Below are 19355 nucleotides of genomic sequence, written 5' to 3'. Positions count from 1 at the left end.
ATCCTGCGCAGCGGAGTGTGAAATTCAAGCGACGTTCTCCGAAAATTCTCCGTCAGGCCCGAACCCGGGGCCGCAACACATGCGGCTGGGCGGGATCGTAGAGCGCGCTGTCCGGAAAGCCCTGGTCGCCCCCCAGCCCCGGGCCGACGAGGATGAGCGCCGTGCGCGTCAGCTTGGCCTCGCGGACCTTGGCATGGATGTCCGACAACGTGCCGCGGATCACCTGCTGGTCGGGCCAGCTGGCGCGGTAGACCACCGCCACGGGGCAATCCGCGCCATAGAAGGGCGTGAGCCGCCGCTCGATGTCGCGAAGCGCCCGGATGCCCAGATGGATGGCCAGCGTGGTGCCGGTGGCGGCGAAGTTCTCGAGCGTCTCGCCTTTGGGCATCGAGGTCGATTTCATCGACATGCGGGTGAGCACGATCGATTGCGCCACCTCGGGGATGGTCAGCTCCTGGCCGAGCGCGGCGGCGGCGGCGGTATAGGCGGGCACGCCGGGGATGATCTGGTAGGGGATGCCGTCGGCCTTGAGCCTGCGGATCTGCTCGGCGATGGCACCGTAGAGCGAGGGGTCGCCGGAATGCACCCGGGCCACGTCCTCGCCCCGGTCATGCGCCGCCACGATCTCGGCATGGGTCTCGTCGAGCGTCATCGGCGCGGTGTCCATGACCCGCGCCCCCTCGGGCGCACCGGCCACGACCTCCTGCGGCACCAGCGAGCCGGCGTAGAGGCAGACCGGGCAGGCGGCGATCAGCCGCGCGGCCTTGAGAGTGAGAAGCTCCGGATCGCCCGGGCCGGCGCCGATGAAATAGACGGTCATGTCGCGGTGGTCCCTTTCAGATGTCCCCGGAGGGGCGTGGCGCGCGGCGTCGTCCGCCGCGACGCCGGTTCAGCGCGCGTCGATCTTCTTGGCGTAGCCGCGCGGCGTCACCATGCGCGGCCCCTCGCCCAGCTTCACCAGCTTCGACTGCGAGGAGCCGACCAGCACCACGGTCAGCATGTCGACCTCGTCGACCTGCAGCTCGTCGAGGCGGCGGTAGCGGATCTCCTCCTCGGGGCGGCCCAGCGACGAGGCGAGCAGCACCGGCGTGTCGGCCGGACGGTGCTGCAGCAGGATCTCCCGCGCCTCGGCCAGAAGCGTGCGGCGCCGCTTCGACACCGGGTTGTAGAAGGCGATGACGAAATCGCCCTGCGCCGCGGCATGCAGCCGCTTCACGATGTCCTCGCGCGGGGTCAGCAGGTCCGACAGCGAGATGGCGCAGAAGTCGTGGCCCAGCGGCGCACCGGCCCGCGACGCCGCCGCCTGCAGCGCCGAGACGCCGGGCGTGCAGGTGACCTCGATGCGGCGCGCGGCATCCGACACCCCGCCCTTGTCGGCATCGCGGCCCAGCAGTTCGAAGACCAGCGCGCCCATGGCGTAGATGCCCGCGTCGCCCGAGCAGATCAGCGCCACGTCGCGCCCCTCGGCCGCGCGCTCCAGCGCGTAGCGGCAGCGATCCTCCTCGCCGCCGAGCGGGAAGTCGGCGCGTGGCTTGCCAGCGGCCAGCGGTCCCAGCAGGTCGATATAGAGCCCGTAGCCCACAAGCTCCTCGGCCTCGGCGATCAGGCGGGAGGCCTCGGGGGTGCGCCAGCCGGACTGCCCCGGCCCGATCCCCACCACCGAAAGACGGCCACGCGGGCGGCCGCGCAGTTCGGTGACAGGCTGCGGCGCCAGCGCCAGCGCGCAGGTGGCGTTGGCGGTCTTGCGCTTGGTCACAGCGAGTGTGGCGTCGGCCCCGGCCTGGGCCAGAGCCGCGCCTTCGGAGACGCCATGGCAGCCGACCTCGGCAAAGACGACCTCGGACGGGGTGGCGAGGCGCGGCGCCTCGGCCTCGAGCTCGGCGGCGGTGAACAGGCGCAGCGGCACGCCGATTGCACGTGAAACATTCAGGATGGCGGGTTCGTCGGCCTTGAGGTCGATCGAGGCCACGGCCTGAACGGCCTCGGGCGCGATTCCGGCCTCGGCCAGCGTGTCCCGCACCAGCGCGGCCATTTCCTCCGGCGGGCAGTCGCGGGCGCAGCCCAGCCCCAGCACGGCACGTTGCGGCGCGAAATGCAGGTGCTCGGCGCCGAGCCCCTGCTGCGGGGCCTCGGAGACGGTGACCCTGAGCGCGTCGCCCTGCGGCAGCTCGGCCAGCCACGGCGCGTCGCCGGTGACGGTCGCGCCGCCGCCCGAGAGCAGCGACGCCATCGCGCCCTTGGCATCGGCGGGGTTCACGAGGCGGTAGCCGGCGGGCGGCTCGTCGAGCGCCACGCCCAGCGCGACATCGCCCGCGGTGGTGACGGCAGCGGTCCCTTCCAGCGCATCGGCGATGCGCTTCGCCAGCCGGTTCGCGCCGCGATGCCCCCCCAGCAGCGGCACGACCACGCGGCCATCATCGGAGACCGAGATCACCGGCGGCTCGGCGCGCTTGTCCGCGAGCATCGGCGCGACGGCGCGGATCAGGATGCCTGAGGCGCAGACACCGATCACGGCGTGGCCCGCGGCGAAGAGATCGCGCGCATGCTCGAGCGCGTCGGCAAAGAAGGCATCGGCCCACTCGACCCGCCCCTCGCGGCCATGCAACGGCGCGCCCAGCGCCTCGGCCACTTTGCGGGCCACGGTTTCACCGGAGCGCGACAGCGCCAGGACAACGGGGGTCACAGCCAAGGATCGGCTCCCTTCGTGAGGATGATCATCGAGAAATAGGGGGCGGTGTCGGGCGCCTCGGCGAGCGGGCGAACCACTTCGGCCTCCAGCGTGGCACGCTCGACATAGACCGCCTGATCGGTCAGGCCGAGATCCTCGATCACGGCCCGAACCTTGGGGAAATGGCGGCCCAGCTTCATGATCGCGACGCTCTCGGCGCCCTCGATCCGGGCCCGCAGCTCGGCCTCCGGCAGCGGCCCCGGCAGCACGGTCAGCCGCTCGTTGCGCGCGGCCAGGGGCTTGCGCGCGGCCGCGGCGGCGGCGGTGAGGGAGGTGACGCCGGGCACGATCTCGACCCGATGGCGATCCGCCAGCCGCGCGAAGAGATACATGAAGGAGCCGTAGAAGAACGGGTCGCCCTCGCAGAGGCAGACCACATCCTCGCCCGCCTCCAGGGCCTCGGCGATCCGCGCCGCGCCGGCGTCATAGGCCGCCTGCGCGGGGCCGCGCTCCACCGTCATCGGCACGTCCATGGCGATCTCGCGCGCGTTGGGCGCGATGAGCTCCGCCGCGATGGAGCGCGCAAAGCTCGCGCCCCCGGCCAGCGTCGGATAGGCGACGATGCGCGCGGCCTCGATCAACCGCGCGGCGCGCAGGGTGATCAGGTCGGGCGCGCCGGGGCCGAGGCCCACGCCATACAGCGTTCCGCTCATCGCTTGATCAGGCTCCACTGCGTCACCGGCATCGCGGGCTTCCAGCCGGTCAGCCGCCCGACCGGCGCGGCGCGGGCGACCGAGATCCGCACCAGCTCCCCGCCATGCGCGGCGTGCAGCGCGATCAGCGCGGCCTCGCTCTCCAGCGTCACGGCATTGGCCACCAGCCGTCCCAGCGGCCGCAGCGCCGCCCAGGCCGCCTCGAACACCTCGGCAGAGAGCCCGCCGCCGATGAAGATCGCGTCGGGCGCGGGCAGACCGTCGAGCGCTGCGGGCGCTTCACCCTCGATCAGCCGCAGCCGCGGCGTGCCCAGCGCCAGCGCATTGGCCGCCGCCATCGCCCGGCGGTCGGCGCGCGGCTCGATGCCGATGGCGTTGGCATAGCGCGCAGCCCGCATCCATTCGATCGCGACCGAGCCCGAGCCCGCGCCGATATCCCACAAAAGCGCGCCGCGCATCGGCATCAGCTTGGCCAGGGTCGCCGCGCGCAGCTCGCGCTTGGTCATCGTGCCGTCGGAAACGAAGAGACTGTCGTCGAGACCCGGCACGCGCGGGATCAGCGCGGCATCGGGGGCCGCCACGCAATCCACTGCCAGCGTGTTGAAGGGCGGCACCTCGTGGTTCCAGCTCTCGGCAAGTCCGTCGAAACGCGCCTCGTCCTCGCCCCCCATGTTGGCGAGCACGGTCATCGGGCTCTGGCCAAAGCCGCGCTCGGTCAGGAAGCGGGCGATCTGGCCCGGAGTCTCCGACCCGGTGGTCAGGATCAGCAGCCGCGCCTGCGGCTGGATGAAGGCGATCATCTGCTCGACGGGGCGGCCATGCACGGTCAGCGTCTCGACATCCGCCATGCTCCAGCCCATGCGCGCCGAAGCGAGTTGAAACGCCGAGAGCTGCGGGTGGTAGACGATCTCGGAGGCCGGGATGGACCGCCCGATCCGGGCGCCGACCGAGAACCACAGCGGATCGCCCGTGGCCAGCACCACGACGCGGCGACCCTTGAAGGATTTCAACCGGTCGATCAGCGCGTCGAAGGGGCTCGGCCAGGCGACGCGCTCGGCGCCGACCGCGCCCGCCAGCTCGTGATGCCGATCACCGCCGATGATGATCTCGGCCGCCTCGACCACGGCTCGGGTGGCAGGCATCAGCCCGTCCATGCCGTCCTCGCCGATACCGACGACGTGGAGCCAGGGCTCTTGGGCTGCGACCGCATTCATCCCCGTTCCTCCGATATGCCGTTGGCCAGCGCGTTCACCGCCGCCGAGGCCATGGCCGAGCCGCCCTTGCGGCCCCTGAGCGCCACGAAGTCGCAGCCGCGCGGGTCGGCCGCAAGCTCGGCCTTGGATTCCGCCGCGCCGACGAAGCCCACCGGAAAGCCGAGGATCAGCGCCGGCTTCGGCCAGCCCGCATCGAGCCGCTCCATGAGGTGGAACAGCGCGGTGGGCGCGTTGCCTATGGCGATCACGGCGCCCTCGATCCGGTCGCGCCACAGATCGACGGCGGCGGCCGAGCGGGTGGTGCCGAGCGCCTGTGCCATCCCCGGCACCGCCGGATCGTTGAGCGTCACGACCACCTCGGTATCCGGCAGGTGCCGCCGGATGATCCCCGCCGCCACCATTTCGCAATCGCACAGGATCGGCGCGCCCGCGGCCAGCGCCGCGCGCCCCGCCGCCATGGCATCCGGGGAAAAAGCCAGCCGGTCGGCGATCTCGACCATGCCGCAGGCGTGGATCAGCCGGATCACCATCGGCTGCAGTTCCTCGGGGAAGCGATCCAGCCGGGCCTCGGCGCGCACGGTGGCGAAGCTCTGGGCATAGATCTTTGCCGGGTCGGTCTCATAGGGGCGCATCAGGCCCTCCCTTCCGCCCGGCGCGAACCGGCGAATCTGCGTAGCTGAGGAATGGCGAGGTTCACTTGCGCGATTTCAGCACGCTGAGCGGGCCGAGCGGGTGGTCGGCCTGCGGATAGGGCGCGTGGTGATGATCGTGGTCGTAGTCATGCCCGTGGTGATGATGGTGATGCCCGTGCCCGTGATCATGGCTGTGTCCGTGATCGTGGTCATGGTCATGATCGTGCGGCAGCCCGTGCGCATGGGCATGGGCGTGGCGCGCCTCGGCGTCAAGCCGGCACATCCCGGTGCAGAAATCGGCGCAGAGCGCGCAATCCGCCACGTTGGAGCCCGGCGCGTTCGCCCCCTGCCCCTCGACATGGTGGTGATGGCTCTCCTGCACCGCGCCGACCTCGGCCTCGAAGCCCAGAACCTGGGTGCGGTACTTGCACATGCCGCAGGTCGGCGGCACGGCCTCTCCCGCGAGTTCGGTCACCCGCTCGGCGAAGGTGGCCAGCACCTCCTGATGATCGCCCAGATAGGGCGCCTTGACGAAATCCAGCTCGGGATGCGCCTCGGCCACCTGGTCGGTAAAGCCGTAGATGCGGTCGATCAGGATGCCGGAGAACAGGAAATAGGGGAACACCACCACGCGGCGGTAGCCAAGCCGCGCCACGTGCTCGAGGCAGGGCTCGACCAGCGGGAAGGTAACGCCGGAATAGCCGGTCTCGCACCAGCCGAAGCCCATCCCTTCCCACAGGAGCCGCGCCACCTTGGCGACGTTGCCGTTGGCGTCGGGGTCGGAGGCACCGCGCCCGATCACCACGAGGCAGGTCTCGTGCATCGGCACGTCGGAGGGGTTGGCGTCAAGCGCGCTCCGGATCCGGTCGGCGGCGGCGGCGATCATGCGCGGATCGACCCCCAGCTCGCGGCCATAGATGATCTCGATGCCGTGCTTGGCGGCATAGGTGTTGAGCACGGTCGGGATGTCGTTCTTGGCGTGCATTGCCGCGAACAGCATGCCCGGCACCGCGAGGATGCGGGTGCAGCCCTGTTCGCGCAGCCGGTCGAGCCCGTCGCGGATCACCGGGTTGGCGAATTCGAGATAGCCGTATTCGACCGGCCAGTCCGGCGGCAGCAGCGCGGGCAGCTTCTCGGCCAGCACCGCGAATTCGTCCACCGCCGACTGGCTGCGCGAGCCGTGGCCGCAGATCATCACGCCGGTCTTGGGGGCGTTCATGCCTTGGCCTCGTCACCCTGCTCGTCGGTGCCCTCGGCCTTCTCCTCGGAGCGCCCGCCCTTCAACGCACCCCACAGCCCGAGCGCAATGGCCAGCCCGATCGCCGCGCCGGCGACCCAGTGGTCGTGCCCGGCAAGGTCGGTCATGTGGCCCGGATGGGCCGCGGCCATCCCCGGCATGATGAGCGGGATCGTCGGCAGGAGGATGTGGCGCATCGCGGACCTCTCGATCTGGCAATGGCCGGCGCCCGCCGCGTGCATCGCGACGGGTCGAGGACGACGTGGCGCTCCGGTCCCCTGTCTGGGTCGACCCCCGCACCACCGACCGTTCCGGCCACTTTGGGCTTCGTCAGCCCCCTCCATAGCCGTGGCCGCGCCGGGGCGAAACCCCTCGATGCGTCACTTCATGACGAGCGGGCGACTTGGCGTCGACACCACCACGGCCGGTCGGGCCAGAGCGGTAAGCTCGATCTCGGGGAAATGCTCCCAGGCGAGGGGCGCCTTCCAGGGCGCGAACTTGCCGCCGCCGCTGCGGGTCACGAAGCCGCCGCCGCCGGTCTCGAGATGGAAGCTCATCCCGTGCACGCCGCTGACGACATAGGTGTCCTCGGCCATCGACAGCCGCCCGGCATGGCCGTTGACGCAGATCGCCTGCCCGCCCTGGCAGGGGATGAGGCGCCATGTCGCCATGTCGCCCTGCGGGTCGGGGGCGATGACCGACATCGGGCCCTTCTCGAAGGGCCGCTCGGCATATTCCGGCTCGAAGGGCTGGGGTTCGGGAAGCACCCGCACTGCCGCCACGGGCGGTGCCATCGGCGGCAACGCCGCCGATTCGAGCAACGGCATCACAAGCGGCTCGACCTCGCCGCAACCTGCCAGAAACAAGGCCAGCGCCGCGGCCCCCGTCTTCACACCCAGTCGCATCCTTTGGCTCCTCGTTCCCTGGCCACCACTTCACATAGACGTGAGGTAATCCCCGGCAAGCGTCAACGCCGGCCGAACAACCTCTCGATATCCGCCAACTTCAATTCGACATAGGTGGGACGGCCGTGGTTGCACTGGCCCGATCCCGGCGTCGCCTCCATCTCGCGCAACAGCGCGTTCATCTCCTCGGCCCGCATCCGGCGGCCCGAGCGCACCGAGCCATGGCACGCCACCCGGCTCAGGATCGCGTCGAGCCGCGCGGGCAGCGCGGTCGAGGCGTCGAGATCCTCCAGTTCGTCCAGGATGTCGCGCAGCAGCGCGGCCGCGTCGATCCGGCCCAGCAGCGCCGGCGTTTCGCGCACCGCGACCGTGCCGGGGCCGAAGCTTTCGATCACCAGACCCAGACCGGCGAGATCCTCGGCGGCCTCGAGCAGCCGCTCCGCCCCCGCCCCCAGCTCGACGATTTCCGGCACCAGCAGCGCTTGGGCGGCGACGCCGTTCTCCGCCATCTGCCGCTTCAACCGCTCATAGACCAGCCGCTCATGCGCGGCGTGCTGGTCCACCAGCACCATGCCGGTCTCGGTCTGGGCGACGATCCAGTTGCCATGCAACTGCGCCCGCGCCGCGCCGAGCGGCAGCGCCTCGGCGCCCGTCTCCGCCTCCGGCTCGACCCGCGCCGACGGGGCCTCGGTGCCGGGAAGCCGGCCCGGCATCGCGGGCGGCGCGGTCTCGAAGCCGAAGCTCGACTCCGCCATGCCCGGCGCCTGGCCCAGCCGCGCGACCTGCATCGCCCGGGCGGTGGGGCGCTCCATCTGGTAGATGCGCGGCGGCGGCGCGGCGCGGCCGGGGCGGTCCTCCTCGTCGATCAGCCCGCCGGCATCACCTGCCGGAGGCTTCGCAGACGCCGGACCGGGGCGCATCGCTTCCAACGTGCCCGCCGCAACCGTGGTCGAGGCACGGTGCCCCGCCCCCGACAGCACCGCGCGCAGGGTGGAGACGATCAGCCCGCGCACCGCCTGCGGGTCGCGGAACCGGACCTCGGATTTCGCCGGGTGGACGTTGACGTCGACCAGATGCGGTTCGCATTCGACGAACAGCGCGGCGGCCGGAAACCGGTCGCGCGACAGGAAGTCCATATAGGCCGCGCGCAGCGCCCCGGTCAGCTGCCGGTCGAGCACCGGCCGGCCGTTGACGAAGACGTGCTGGCTCACCCCGGCGCCGCGCGAATAGGTTGGCAGCGCCGCGAAGCCGGTGAGGTGCAGCCCGTCGCGCTCGCCATCCACCGGCAGCGCGTTGTCGCGGAACTCCTGCCCCATGATCGCGGCAAGACGGTTGCCGAGCGCTTCGACCGGATCGCCGCTTTCGGCATCGAGGCGCAGGATCTCGCGGTCGCGGCCATCGGTGGCGTCGCGCAGGATGAAGGCGACATGCGGCTCGGCCATGGCCAGCCGGCGCAGCACCTCGGCGAGGGCCTGCCCTTCGGCACGGTCGGTGCGCATGAATTTGAGCCGGGCCGGGGTGGCGTGAAACAGGTCGCGCAGCTCGACTACCGTGCCGCGTCCCAGCGCCGCCGGGGTCACCGGGCCGAGACGGCCGCCCTCGACCCGGATCGCCGCCGCCTCATGACCGGCGGCGCGCGAGGTCAGCACCAGCCGTCCGACCGCGCCGAGCGAGGCCAGCGCCTCGCCGCGAAACCCGAAGGAATGGATGGCCAGCAGGTCAGAGCCGTCGATCTTGGAAGTGGCGTGGCGCGCCAGCGCCAGCGGCAGCTCCTCGGGCGTCATGCCGCAGCCGTCATCGGCGACGCGGATCAGCCGCTTGCCGCCCGCCGCCACCGTCACCTCGATCCGGCGGGCGCCGGCGTCGAGCGCGTTCTCGACCAGCTCCTTGACCGCCGAGGCCGGACGCTCGACCACCTCGCCCGCGGCGATGCGGTTGATCGCCGCCTCGTCGAGCTGGCGGATCACGGGGCGCGGGGGCGTGGTGTCGTGCAGCGTCATGGCGCGAGCCTAGCACGGTCCCGCGCCGCCGCGCGAGGGGCGTTACTCCGCAGGCAGCAGCACCCGTGGCAACACCACCTCAGGCCCGGCCGCCGCGTCCTGCGCCAACCCCTCGGGCCGGCCCACTACCACGAAATGCAGCCGGTCTGGCTCGACCCGCTCCGCCGCCACCCGGTTGATCTCTTCGAGCGTCACCGCCTCGATCAGCGCGTTGCGCTCGGTGACGTATTCGGGCGGCAGCCCGGTCACCTGCATGCCGACGAGGATGTCGGCGATCGGCCCGTTGCCGTCGAAGCGCAGCGGGTACTCCCCGGTGAGGAAGGTCTTGGCGGCGTCGAGCTCCTCCTGAGTGACACCGTCGCGGGCGATGCGGTCCCATTCGGCGCGGATCACCTCGATCGCCTCTCCCACCCGGTCATTGGCCGAGGCCAGAGAGCCGACCCAGAACTCGGCATTCTCCAGCGGCACCAGATCGGTGCCGACGCCGTAGGTCAGGCCGCGCTTTTCGCGCACCTCGGTCATCAGCCGGCTCTCGAAGCCGCCCCCGCCGAGGATGTGGTTGAGCACATAGGCGGCGAAGAAATCCTCGTCATCGCGCTTGAGCCCCGGCTGGCCGAACATCGCCACCGACTGCGGCGAGGGGTAGTCGATCACCTCGATGCCGCCCTCGAGACCGAAATCGACATGTCCCGGCAACTCGGGCCCGCTTTCCGGCAGATCGCCCAGCAATTCGTCGAGCAGCTGGCCCAGCTCCTCGGGGGTGATGTCGCCCACTGCGCCGACATGCACGCCGTCGCGGGTCAGCGCCGCCTGGTGCGCCGCGACGAGATCCTCGCGGGTCAGCGCCGCCACGCTCTCGGGCGTGCCGTTGTCCGGTCGGCCATAGGGGTGGTCGCCGAAGGCGGCCTCGTAAAAGGCGCGACCGGCGATGCGGCGCGGGTTCTGCGCCTCCTGCGCGAGGATCGAAAGCACCTGCCCGCGCACCCGCTCGGTCGCCACCGGATCGAATCGCGGCTCGACCAGCGCGGCGCGCAGCAGATCGACCGCCGCCTCGCGGTTCTCGGTCAGCATCCGCGCCGAGACCGACAGGGTGTCGGCCCCGACATCGAAGGAAAAGCTCGCGGCCAGATCCTCGCGCGCGGCCTGGAAGGCCCGGGCGTCCATCTCGCCCGCCCCCTCCTCCAGAAGACCGGCCATCAGGTTGACGGCACCGAGCCTGTCGGGGTCGTCGAGCCCAGTGCCGCCCTCGAAGCGGATCTCCAGCGCGGTGAAGGGGATCGAGTGATCCTCGACCAGCCAGGCATCGATGCCGCCGGGCGAGGTGACCTCCTGGATCTCGATCTCCGCCCGCACGAGACCGGCGGTGCCGAGCGTCAGGGCAATGGCGAGGCTGAATGCGCGGATCATCGGGACGCCTCCTCTTCGGGGGTGACGGTCATGGTGACGCTGCGGTCGGGGTCGAACAGGGCGCGACCGGCCTCGACCACCTCCTCGGCGGCCACCGATTGCAGCAGTTCGGGCCACTCGGCGACATCCTCCACCGTCAGGCCCTGGCTCAGCGCGGCGCCGTAGCGGCGCGCCAGCCCCTCGACCGAATCGCGGGCATAGATCTCGGCGGCGCGCAGCCGGGTGCGGACCCGGTCCATCTGCTCTTCGGTCGGACCGGCCTCGAGGAAGGCCGCCAGCGCCGCGTCGAGCGCCTCCTCGGCCTCGTCGAGGCCCGTTCCGGGCTTTGGCAGAACCGACAGGGTGAAGGTCGTGTCGTCGAGCGACATGCCGTCATAGCCCGCGCCCGCGTTCAGCGCGATCTCGCGCTCGAACACCAGCTCCTCGGCCAGCACCGAGGTGAAGGAGGATCCGCCGAGGATCTCGGCCAGCACGGTGAGGGCCGCCGCCGCGCGCTGGTCCCCCGAATCGCGCTCGGGCGCGAGATAGCCGCGCAGCAGATAGGGCTGCGAGACGCGCGGATCCTCGTAGGAGAGCCGGCGCGCCGCACGCTGCGGCGGCTCCTGCGGGCGGGCGCGTTCGGGCAGGCCCTCCTCGGCGGGCAATGCGCCGTAATGCTCCTCGGCGAGCGCCAGCACCGCCGCGGGCTCCACGTCGCCGGCCACCACGAGAGTGGCGTTGCCCGGTGCGTAATAGGCGTCGTAGACGGCGCGCACCTCGTCATGCCCCAGCTCTTCGATCTCGTGCATCCAGCCGATCACCGGCGCGCCGTAGGGATGGTTGAGATACTGAGCCGCGTTCATCTGTTCGCGCGCCAGCGCGCCCGGATTGCTCTCGGTGCGCTGGTTGCGCTCCTCGACGATTACCTGCCGCTCGGTCTCGATATCGGCATCGGTGAGCCGCAGATCGTTCATCCGCTCGGCTTCCATCTCCATCATCAGCGGCAGCCGGTCGGCGGCGACGCGCTGGAAATAGGCGGTGTAGTCGGTCGAGGTGAAGGCGTTGTCGGAGCCGCCATTCGCGGCCACCGTCGCCGAGAACTCGCCCGCGGCGAGATCGTCGGTCGCCTTGAACAGGAGGTGTTCGAGGAAATGCGCGGCGCCAGAGGCGCCTTGCGGCTCGTCGGCCGAGCCGACCCGGTACCACAGCATCTGGGTGACGACCGGGGCGCGGTGATCCTCGATCACCACCAGCTCGAGCCCGTTGTCGAGGGTGTAGGTCGTCACCGCGTCACCCGCCGCGGGGGCGGCCTCCTGGGCCGCCGCGGGCAGCGCCAGGATGAGGGGGGCGGCCAGGGCCAGTCTGCGCAGCATGAAGTGCCTCCTTCGCTGCACACAACCTACGGCACAGCCCGGGCACCGCAAGCGTCGCCACGGCTTCGTGAGCCGGCGCGAGCGCTCAGAAGGGCGGCTGCAGCGCGGTCTGGGGCGTGCCGGTGCGCAGGGCGATCTCGGCGGGCGCCGGGTCGGCGCGGTTGGCCGCGCCGGGCGCCGGCGGCGGCAGGTCGAGCCGGGCCGGGATCTCGAGCGGGCGCTGCGGCACCACGGTGGTCGGATCCGGGCCCGCCGGGCCGTCGCCGCCCTTACCGCAGGCCGCGAGTGTCAGCGCGGTCAGCCCCGCGGCCAGTGCCAGTCGCATAAGTCGTCCCCGTCGATCTCGTCCGTTGTCCTGCCTAGCCCAGCTCGCGCGCCGGGTCACGGGCTCTTTGTGCCGCGCTTGCGCCGGCCGCCCCGCCCGGCTTGCGGGCCGGGGCTCTGGCCATCGGAGCGCTTGTCGCCGCCGAACAGCACCAGCCCCACCGCACCGGCGAAGATCGCGATGTCGGCGACGTTGAAGGCATAGGGGTTCTCGATGCCGCAGCAGCTGACATTGAGGAAATCCGCCACCGCGCCATAGAGCACCCGGTCGACCACGTTGCCCAGCGCGCCGCCGACCAGAAGCCCGGCCGAGATCCGCATCATCCGGCCGCCGCCCTCGCGGGCGATCCAGACCAGCACCGCGGCCGAGATCAGCAGCGCCAGCCCGACCAGGATCCAACGCATGTCGAACCCGGCGAAGAGCCCGAAATTGACGCCGCGATTCCACGCCATGCGGAAATCGAGAATGCCGGGAATCACGGTTATCTGCAGCCGCTCCATCAGCCCGAGCGCGTGCACCACCAGGTATTTCACCGCCTGATCGACGAGAAATACCCAGAAGCCTGTCCACAGCGTCAATCGCATCCTGCCCGCCTCAGTGCCGGAAATGCCGCATGCCGGTCAGCACCATCGCCAGACCCGCCTCGTCGGCCGCCGCAATCACCTCGTTGTCGCGCATCGAGCCGCCCGGCTGGATGACGGCGGTGACGCCGGCGCCGGCAGCCTCCATCAGCCCGTCGGCAAAGGGGAAGAACGCGTCGGAGGCCACGACCGAACCCTTGGCCGGGCTTTCGGAGAGGCCAAGCGCCTCGCCCATGCGGCCCGCCTTGGCCGCCGCGATCAGCGCGCTGTCGAGTCGGCTCATCTGGCCGGCGCCCACGCCGACGGTCTGGCCGCCCTTGGCATAGACGATCGCGTTCGACTTCACGTGCCGCGCCACGGTCCAGGCGAACATCAGGTCGTCGAGCTCCTGCGCCGAGGGCGCGCGCTTGGTCACCACCTTGAGGTCGTCGCGCGACACGAAGCCAGAATCATGGTCTTGCACCAGAAGGCCGCCCGCCACCTGCCGATAGGCGAGGCGGGGGCTGCGCGGATCGGGCAGCGCGTCGGTGACGAGCAGCCGCAGGTTCTTCTTGGCGGCAAAGACTGCGCGGGCGTCCTCATCGGCGCCGGGCGCGATCACCACCTCGGTGAAGATCTTGGCGATCTCTTCCGCGGTCGCCCCATCGAGCGGGCGGTTCAGCGCGACGATGCCGCCGAAAGCCGAGGTGCGGTCGCAATCGAAGGCCCGCGCATAGGCCTCCTTGAGCGAGCCGCCGGTGGCGACGCCGCAGGGGTTGGCATGCTTGATGATCGCGCAGGCGGGCGCGTCGCCGCCGAACTCGGCCACCAGCTCATAGGCCGCGTCGGTGTCGTTGATGTTGTTGTAGCTCAGTTCCTTGCCCTGGATCTGGGTCGCGGTGGCGACGCCGGGGCGCATCGAGCCATCGGTGTAGAAGGCCGCCTGCTGGTGCGGGTTCTCGCCGTAGCGCAGCGTCTGGGCAAGCGTGCCGGCGAATGCGCGGCGGCGCGGCGCGGTCTCGCCGATGGCGGAGGCCATCCAGGTCGAGACGGCGGCGTCATAGGCGGCGGTGCGGGCATAGGCGGTCTGGGCGAGCCGCTTGCGGAACGGCAGGTCGGTCTGGCCGTCATGGGTGTCGAGCTCGGCGAGCAGCGCCTCGTAATCCTCGACATCGGTGACCACGCAGACATCGGCGTGGTTCTTGGCGGCGGCGCGGATCATAGCCGGGCCGCCGATGTCGATGTTCTCGATGCAGTCGTCGTAATCGCCGCCCTTCGCGACCGTCTCCTCGAAGGGGTAGAGATTGACCACCAGCAGGTCGATCGCCGGAATGCCATGCTCCTGCATCGCCGCGACATGGCCCTCGTCCGAGCGCACCGCCAACAGGCCGCCATGGACCTTGGGGTGCAGCGTCTTGACCCGGCCATCCATCATCTCGGGGAAGCCGGTGACCTCGGCCGCGTCCCGAACCGGCAGGCCCGCCTCGCGCAGCGCCTTGGCGGAGCCGCCGGTGGAGAGCAGCTCGACGCCGCGGGCATCGAGCGCGCGGGCGAGGTCGATCAAGCCGGTCTTGTCGGAGACGGAGAGCAGCGCGCGGCGCAGCGGGGCAAGCGAGGTCATGGGTCGTCCTTCCTGGTCTGGTCCGCGCGACTCATGCCGGGGCGTCCTCCCCGCGCCACAGGTCGCGCGGGGCCGGCACGCCGTCGCCCATCCGAACGAGCGACCAGCGGACGAGCGTCGCATAGGCCATCGCGCGGCCGGATAAAACCACCTGTTGCGTCGGGACCGGGTCGGGATGGCTGTTTTCGAGATAGACCGAGGGCGCCAGAGACAGCCGCGCGCCGCCGTCATGCGACAGCTCCCACACCTCGCCCGAGCGCAGCGTCAGCCTTGCCGTGGTGCCGTGAGGGTCGCTCTCGGCCACGACGTCGGGATGGAGGTGAAAGCGGATCGCGAAGCCGACGCCCGGATGGCGGCCAGCCCGGCTCGCCGCCTCGAAGGCGCGCTCGTCGGGCGGGCCGAGCGTGGTCAGGAGATCCTCCCCCACCAGCACCGCGCCGCCCCGGTCGAGCGCGAGCCGCCGATCATGGGTCAGCCCGAACGCCTTGCGCCAGGCGTCATGGCTCGCCTCCATCCGCTGCAGCCGCTCGGCGTCGAAGCGATGCGTAAGCACCTCGCGCGGCCCGTCGCGCAGCGTCTCGCGGCCATCCGGGGCCTGATCGAGCCGGGCCGAGGAGCGGCCCTCGACGCACAGCGTCGAATGCGACGGCGTGGCGCGCCCGGCCCGGCGCCAATCCGGGCCGTGCCGCAGCCCGGAACCGCAATTGACGATGAGCGGGCGCCGCCCGACGGTCATCTCGAAGGCCAAGGTCGAGGCATGGGCCATGGTCGCCCCCGGCCCCTCCGGCGGCGCGGCGGCGTCGATGATCACGCTGCTGCGCCCCGAGGCGAGCCGGGCGAACCCCATCGGCAGCGGCGCCGCGGCGCCCCGTGGCGCCTGGGCCAACGCGCGCTCGACCCGGCCCGGCGCGCCGCGACCACCGCCATGAAACCGCGCCAGCCCGCCATCGACATGGCGCAGCCCGCGCAGCACCGGGGCGATGCGGGCGATCGCGTCGCGGTGTGGCGGCGTGACGTGCTGGCCCAGCAGCTCCGCAGATTCGATCAGCGCGCAGAACAGCTCGAGCAGCGCCTCGGGCGCCCGCGCGCCGATGCCGCCATCGGGTCCCACTGCCTCGGCCGCGGCCCGGCCCATGGCGGCGGCCCGGCGGGCGGGCTGGGCCGGTGCCCCGTCGAGCGCCGTCTCGGCCGCGATCAGCGCGGCGAGCACCTGCGGCCGTTCGGACGGCGCCGCCCCGGACCAATGCCGGGCCAGCCAGCGTGTCTGCCGCGACAGGCTGCGCAGGAAGAGGGCCCGCCGCTCCGGGCGCGGCGGCGTCTGGGTGAGCCAGGCGGCGTGCCCGACCCAGCGCGCGATCCGCGCCGACAGGATGTCCGGGCTCCAGCCCTCGCCCGGCCCCTCGTGCCGGCCGATCCACTCATCGATCCAGCGCCAGGCGAGATCGCGCGCCGCCGGGCCGCCCAGCGCGGCGAGGTCGTCGAGCCAGCCGAAACGGTGCATCGCCTCGGTATTCGGGCCGGGTGCCAGCATCAGGATCGAGCGTCCGCCCCGCGCCGCCTCGACCAGCGCGCGACCCCGCGCCGCCTCGCCGAGGCCCGGTGGCGGGCCGGGCCGGGCCAGCGCGGTCGGCACGGCCCGCGCATCGCGGCGACGCCAGAACCGCTCCAGCCCCAAGATCCGCCCCATCACCGTCATCCCGGTCCGCTCTCCCCCGACACCTGCGCGCGGGGCCATGCTAGGGCGAGGCGGGGCGGGATGTCACGCGGTCTGGGGCCGGCGCAGGCAGGCGATGAAGAATCCGTCCATGCCACCGCGATCGGCCCAGAAATCGGGTCTGAGTCGGAGCCCCTCGGGGCCGATCCAGTCCTCCGCGATGCCGGGCCGCGCCAGCGCCGCGCGGTCGTTCACCAAGCCGGGGTGCCGCGCCAGCGCCTCCTCGACCTGCACCTCGCCCTCGTCAGGCAGCAGCGAACAGGTGCAGAAGACCAGCCGTCCGCCCGGCGCGAGCAGGCCCAGCGCATGGTCAATCATCTCCGCCTGCAGCTCGATCAGCGCGCCGAACTCGGCCCCGTCCTTGGCGTGCGGCAGGTCGGGGTGGCGGCGGATCGTGCCGGTGGCCGAGCAGGGCGCGTCCAGAAGGATCGCGTCGAAGCCGCCCTCGTCGAACTCCAGCGCGTCGCCCTGCACGATGCGGGCCGACAGGCCGGTGCGGTCGAGATTCTCGTGCAACCGCCCAAGCCGCGCCTCCGACAGGTCGAGCGCGGTCACCTCGGCGCCGGCAGCGGCAAGCTGCATGGTCTTGCCGCCCGGCGCGGCGCACAGGTCGAGCACCCGCTCGCCGGGCCGGGCGTCGAGCACCCGCGCCGCCACGGCGGCGGCGGCGTCCTGCACCCACCAGTCACCGGACTCGAAGCCCGGCAGCGCGGAGACCTGCCCCGCCTCGTGCAGCCGCAGCGAGCCGGTCGGCAGCAGCTCGGCCCCGAGCCGTTCGGCCAGCGCCGCCGGATCGCCCTTGGCCGTCAGGTCGAGCGGCGGGGCCTCGGCCTGCACCGCCTCCATCGCCGCGACCGCGTCCCGCCCCCAGGCCGCGACCATCGGGCCGCGCAGCCAGTTCGGCAGCTTGGGTACCGGCAGCTTCGCCCAGGCCTGCGGGTCCTGGTCGCCGAGGCGGCGCAGCACCGCGTTGACGAGGCCCTTGTAGCTCTGGGTGCGTTTGCCGTGACCGATGATCTGCACCATGGCGTTGACCACGCCGTGCGGCGCCGCGCCTTCCATGATCTCCACCGCGCCGAGCCGCAGCGCGTTGCGCACCGCGAGCGGCGGCTGCTTGGCGAGGAACGGCTTGAGCGCCCGGTCGGCGCGCGGCAGCTGCCGCAGCGCCTGGGTGGCGAGGCGCTGGGCGCGGGCGCGATCGGGCGGCGACAGCCGCTCCAGCGCGCCGGCAGCGATGCTTTCGGACAGCAGCCGCTGGCTGCCGGTGGCCTGCCCGATCAGATGCAGCGCAGCGCGGCGCGCGGCGAGGCCGTCATCGGGGGCGGTGGCGCGTGCGTCGGTCATGGCGTGTCCGGGGGTTGTTGGAAACCGCACAGCACGTATATCCCGATCACCCGCCGCACAAGCATTACCCCGTGCGCTTGCGCACAAGCATTGCCCCGTGCGCCCGCGCAGAGGAGAGCCCCATGGCCGACGAAACTCAGACTCCAGCCACCGACCTGCCCCCCGCCGCGCAGCGCGCCCTGGCCGAGGCCCGCGCCCGTCGCGAGGCGCTGGACCGCGCCGCGCAGATGCCGACCGAACTGGGCGGCCGCGACGGCCCCGAGCCGGTACGCTACGGCGATTGGGAGAAGCAGGGCCTCGCCATCGACTTCTGAGGCTTCAGCGGGCGAGCCCAAGCACGTCGATCATGTCGTGCTGTCCCGGCGGCCGCCCCTGCCCCCACAGCGCCGCCCTGAGCGCGCCGCGCGCGAAGATCATCCGGTCGGTCGCCATGTGGCGCAGCACGATGCGTTCGCCCTGCCCTGCAAAGATCACGTCGTGCTCGCCGACGATGTCGCCGCCGCGAATCGCCGAGAAGCCGATATGACCCTCGGTTCGCGCGCCGGTGATGCCGTCGCGGCCGCGATCGGCCACCTCGGACAGCCGCACGCCGCGCCCCTCGGCCGCGGCCTCGCCCAGCATCAGCGCCGTGCCGGAGGGCGCATCGGCCTTGCGGTTGTGATGGGCCTCGACCACCTCGACATCCCAGCCCTCGTCCAGCGCCGCCGCGACCATCTTGGTCAGCCCGGTCAGCAGGTTCACCCCGAGGCTCATGTTGCCGGCCCGGATCTGCGTGCAGTGCCGCGCCGCCGGGACCAGCTTCTCGATCTGGGTCTCGGTGAAGCCGGTGGTGCCGATCACGTGCACCGCCCGGGCCTGCGCGGCCAGATGCGCGATCTCGAGCGTGGTCTCGGGCGTGGTGAAATCGATCACGCCCTGCGCCCGGGCCATCGCCTCGAGCGGATCGTCGGTGGCGATCACCCCCATTGCCGGGCCGCCCATGGCGTGGCCGACATCGCGGCCGACCCATTCGTGGCCCGAACGCACCACGGCGCCGGCGAGCCGCGCCTGCCCGCTGTCGCAGACCGCGTGCACGAGCATCCGGCCCATCCGGCCCGCCGCTCCCATGATCACGATTCCCGGTGCCGTCTCGGTCATAGGTCCGTCCTTTCCTGCGTTGTCCCTGTCTGGCGCGGGCCGCGCCCGCTTGGCAAGACCGGGTACCGCGACTAGATGGGGCGCATGAGCAAATCCCGTGCCTCCGAACCCCGTGGCCCCTCGCAGCGCCAGCTGCGCGTGGGCGAGCTGATCCGCCGCAGCCTGTCCGAGCTGCTGACCCGTGGCGACCTGCACGAGCCCGATCTCGCGGCGGTGTCGATCACCGTCGGCGAGGTGCGCGTGACCCCCGACCTCAAGCGCGCCACCTGCTTCGTGCTGCCCTTGGGCGGCGGCGACGAGCAGGGTGTGCTCGACGCGCTGAGGCGGGCCAAGCCCGAGATCCGTCACCAGCTGGCGCGCAGCATGAAGCTCAAGCACGCGCCGGACCTGAAGTTCGAGATCGACCGCAGCTTCGACCGCATGGACGAAACCCGCCGCCTGCTCTCGGACGAGAGGGTGCGCCGCGACGTGGCCGCCGTCGAAGCCCGCCGCGAGAGCGGGGACGGCGACGAGGACGACGCGTGAG

19 protein-coding genes are annotated in these 19355 nt (G+C 71.9%); 2 read left to right on the top strand and 17 right to left on the bottom strand.

Features of this window, described 5'->3' with window-relative positions:
* Positions 1 to 52: 52 nt before the first annotated feature.
* The 16 genes from cobM to T8T21_RS12000 form a co-directional block, all read right to left on the bottom strand.
* Positions 53 to 820, bottom strand: coding sequence for a precorrin-4 C(11)-methyltransferase (gene cobM, locus T8T21_RS12075; protein WP_322335777.1), 768 nt, complete (start codon positions 818 to 820; stop codon positions 53 to 55).
* Positions 821 to 889: 69 nt separating this feature from the next.
* Positions 890 to 2689 (bottom strand): precorrin-3B C(17)-methyltransferase, encoded by a 1800-nt coding sequence (cobJ, locus tag T8T21_RS12070; protein ID WP_322335776.1) that lies wholly within the window; start codon positions 2687 to 2689, stop codon positions 890 to 892.
* Positions 2680 to 3381, bottom strand: a complete 702-nt coding sequence (gene cobI / locus T8T21_RS12065) for a precorrin-2 C(20)-methyltransferase (RefSeq protein WP_322335775.1) — start codon at positions 3379 to 3381, stop codon at positions 2680 to 2682. The genes cobJ and cobI overlap by 10 nt, the downstream gene beginning before the upstream one ends.
* Positions 3378 to 4595, bottom strand: a complete 1218-nt coding sequence (cbiE, locus tag T8T21_RS12060) for a precorrin-6y C5,15-methyltransferase (decarboxylating) subunit CbiE (protein ID WP_322335774.1) — start codon at positions 4593 to 4595, stop codon at positions 3378 to 3380. The genes cobI and cbiE overlap by 4 nt, the downstream gene beginning before the upstream one ends.
* Positions 4592 to 5227, bottom strand: a complete 636-nt coding sequence (locus tag T8T21_RS12055) for a precorrin-8X methylmutase (protein WP_322335773.1) — start codon at positions 5225 to 5227, stop codon at positions 4592 to 4594. The genes cbiE and T8T21_RS12055 overlap by 4 nt, the downstream gene beginning before the upstream one ends.
* A gap of 61 nt (positions 5228 to 5288) precedes the next feature.
* Entirely contained in the window at positions 5289 to 6446 is a 1158-nt protein-coding gene (locus T8T21_RS12050) for a sirohydrochlorin chelatase (protein ID WP_322335772.1), read from the bottom strand.
* Positions 6443 to 6661, bottom strand: coding sequence for a DUF6732 family protein (locus tag T8T21_RS12045; RefSeq protein WP_322335771.1), 219 nt, complete (start codon positions 6659 to 6661; stop codon positions 6443 to 6445). Before T8T21_RS12045 ends, T8T21_RS12050 begins: the two co-directional genes overlap by 4 nt.
* Positions 6662 to 6844: 183 nt before the next feature.
* The gene (locus T8T21_RS12040) at positions 6845 to 7369 is read right to left on the bottom strand and encodes a hypothetical protein (RefSeq protein ID WP_322335770.1); all 525 of its coding nucleotides are present in this window, start codon (positions 7367 to 7369) and stop codon (positions 6845 to 6847) included.
* Between the two features lie 62 nt (positions 7370 to 7431).
* A complete protein-coding gene (mutL, locus tag T8T21_RS12035) occupies positions 7432 to 9369 on the bottom strand; it encodes a DNA mismatch repair endonuclease MutL (protein ID WP_322335769.1) in 1938 nt (645 codons plus the stop codon).
* Positions 9370 to 9411: 42 nt separating this feature from the next.
* Complete coding sequence (locus T8T21_RS12030) at positions 9412 to 10776, bottom strand: M16 family metallopeptidase (protein WP_322335768.1); 1365 nt, start codon at positions 10774 to 10776, stop codon at positions 9412 to 9414.
* Positions 10773 to 12128 carry a M16 family metallopeptidase gene (locus tag T8T21_RS12025; protein WP_322335767.1) on the bottom strand — a complete coding sequence of 452 codons (1356 nt, stop codon included), beginning with the start codon at positions 12126 to 12128 and terminating at the stop codon, positions 10773 to 10775. The genes T8T21_RS12030 and T8T21_RS12025 overlap by 4 nt, the downstream gene beginning before the upstream one ends.
* Positions 12129 to 12213: 85 nt before the next feature.
* Entirely contained in the window at positions 12214 to 12453 is a 240-nt protein-coding gene (locus tag T8T21_RS12020; RefSeq protein ID WP_322335766.1) for a DUF3035 domain-containing protein, read from the bottom strand.
* A gap of 56 nt (positions 12454 to 12509) precedes the next feature.
* Positions 12510 to 13037 carry a signal peptidase II gene (gene lspA, locus T8T21_RS12015; RefSeq protein WP_183470012.1) on the bottom strand — a complete coding sequence of 176 codons (528 nt, stop codon included), beginning with the start codon at positions 13035 to 13037 and terminating at the stop codon, positions 12510 to 12512.
* A 10-nt stretch (positions 13038 to 13047) separates the two neighbouring features.
* Positions 13048 to 14634, bottom strand: coding sequence for a bifunctional phosphoribosylaminoimidazolecarboxamide formyltransferase/IMP cyclohydrolase (purH, locus tag T8T21_RS12010; protein WP_322335765.1), 1587 nt, complete (start codon positions 14632 to 14634; stop codon positions 13048 to 13050).
* Between the two features lie 31 nt (positions 14635 to 14665).
* Entirely contained in the window at positions 14666 to 16369 is a 1704-nt protein-coding gene (locus T8T21_RS12005; RefSeq protein WP_322335764.1) for a heparinase II/III family protein, read from the bottom strand.
* A 24-nt stretch (positions 16370 to 16393) separates the two neighbouring features.
* Entirely contained in the window at positions 16394 to 17692 is a 1299-nt protein-coding gene (locus T8T21_RS12000) for an RsmB/NOP family class I SAM-dependent RNA methyltransferase (RefSeq protein ID WP_322335763.1), read from the bottom strand.
* Positions 17693 to 17814: 122 nt separating this feature from the next.
* On the opposite strand from T8T21_RS12000, the gene T8T21_RS11995 reads away from it, so the two are divergent.
* Positions 17815 to 18006 (top strand): DUF1674 domain-containing protein, encoded by a 192-nt coding sequence (locus T8T21_RS11995; protein ID WP_183470019.1) that lies wholly within the window; start codon positions 17815 to 17817, stop codon positions 18004 to 18006.
* Positions 18007 to 18010: 4 nt separating this feature from the next.
* On the opposite strand, the gene dapB is transcribed toward T8T21_RS11995, so the two are convergent.
* A complete protein-coding gene (dapB, locus tag T8T21_RS11990) occupies positions 18011 to 18829 on the bottom strand; it encodes a 4-hydroxy-tetrahydrodipicolinate reductase (protein ID WP_183470021.1) in 819 nt (272 codons plus the stop codon).
* Positions 18830 to 18913: 84 nt separating this feature from the next.
* Between dapB and rbfA the strand changes: the two genes are divergently transcribed.
* Entirely contained in the window at positions 18914 to 19354 is a 441-nt protein-coding gene (gene rbfA, locus T8T21_RS11985; RefSeq protein ID WP_183470023.1) for a 30S ribosome-binding factor RbfA, read from the top strand.
* The last annotated feature ends 1 nt before the right edge of the window (position 19355 follow it).

Origin of the sequence: Limimaricola variabilis (genome assembly GCF_034371605.1) — a bacterium.
GTDB lineage: Bacteria > Pseudomonadota > Alphaproteobacteria > Rhodobacterales > Rhodobacteraceae > Limimaricola > Limimaricola variabilis.
The sequence above is the reverse complement of the archived record's forward strand: the minus strand, read 5'-3'. Positions and strand labels throughout refer to the sequence as shown.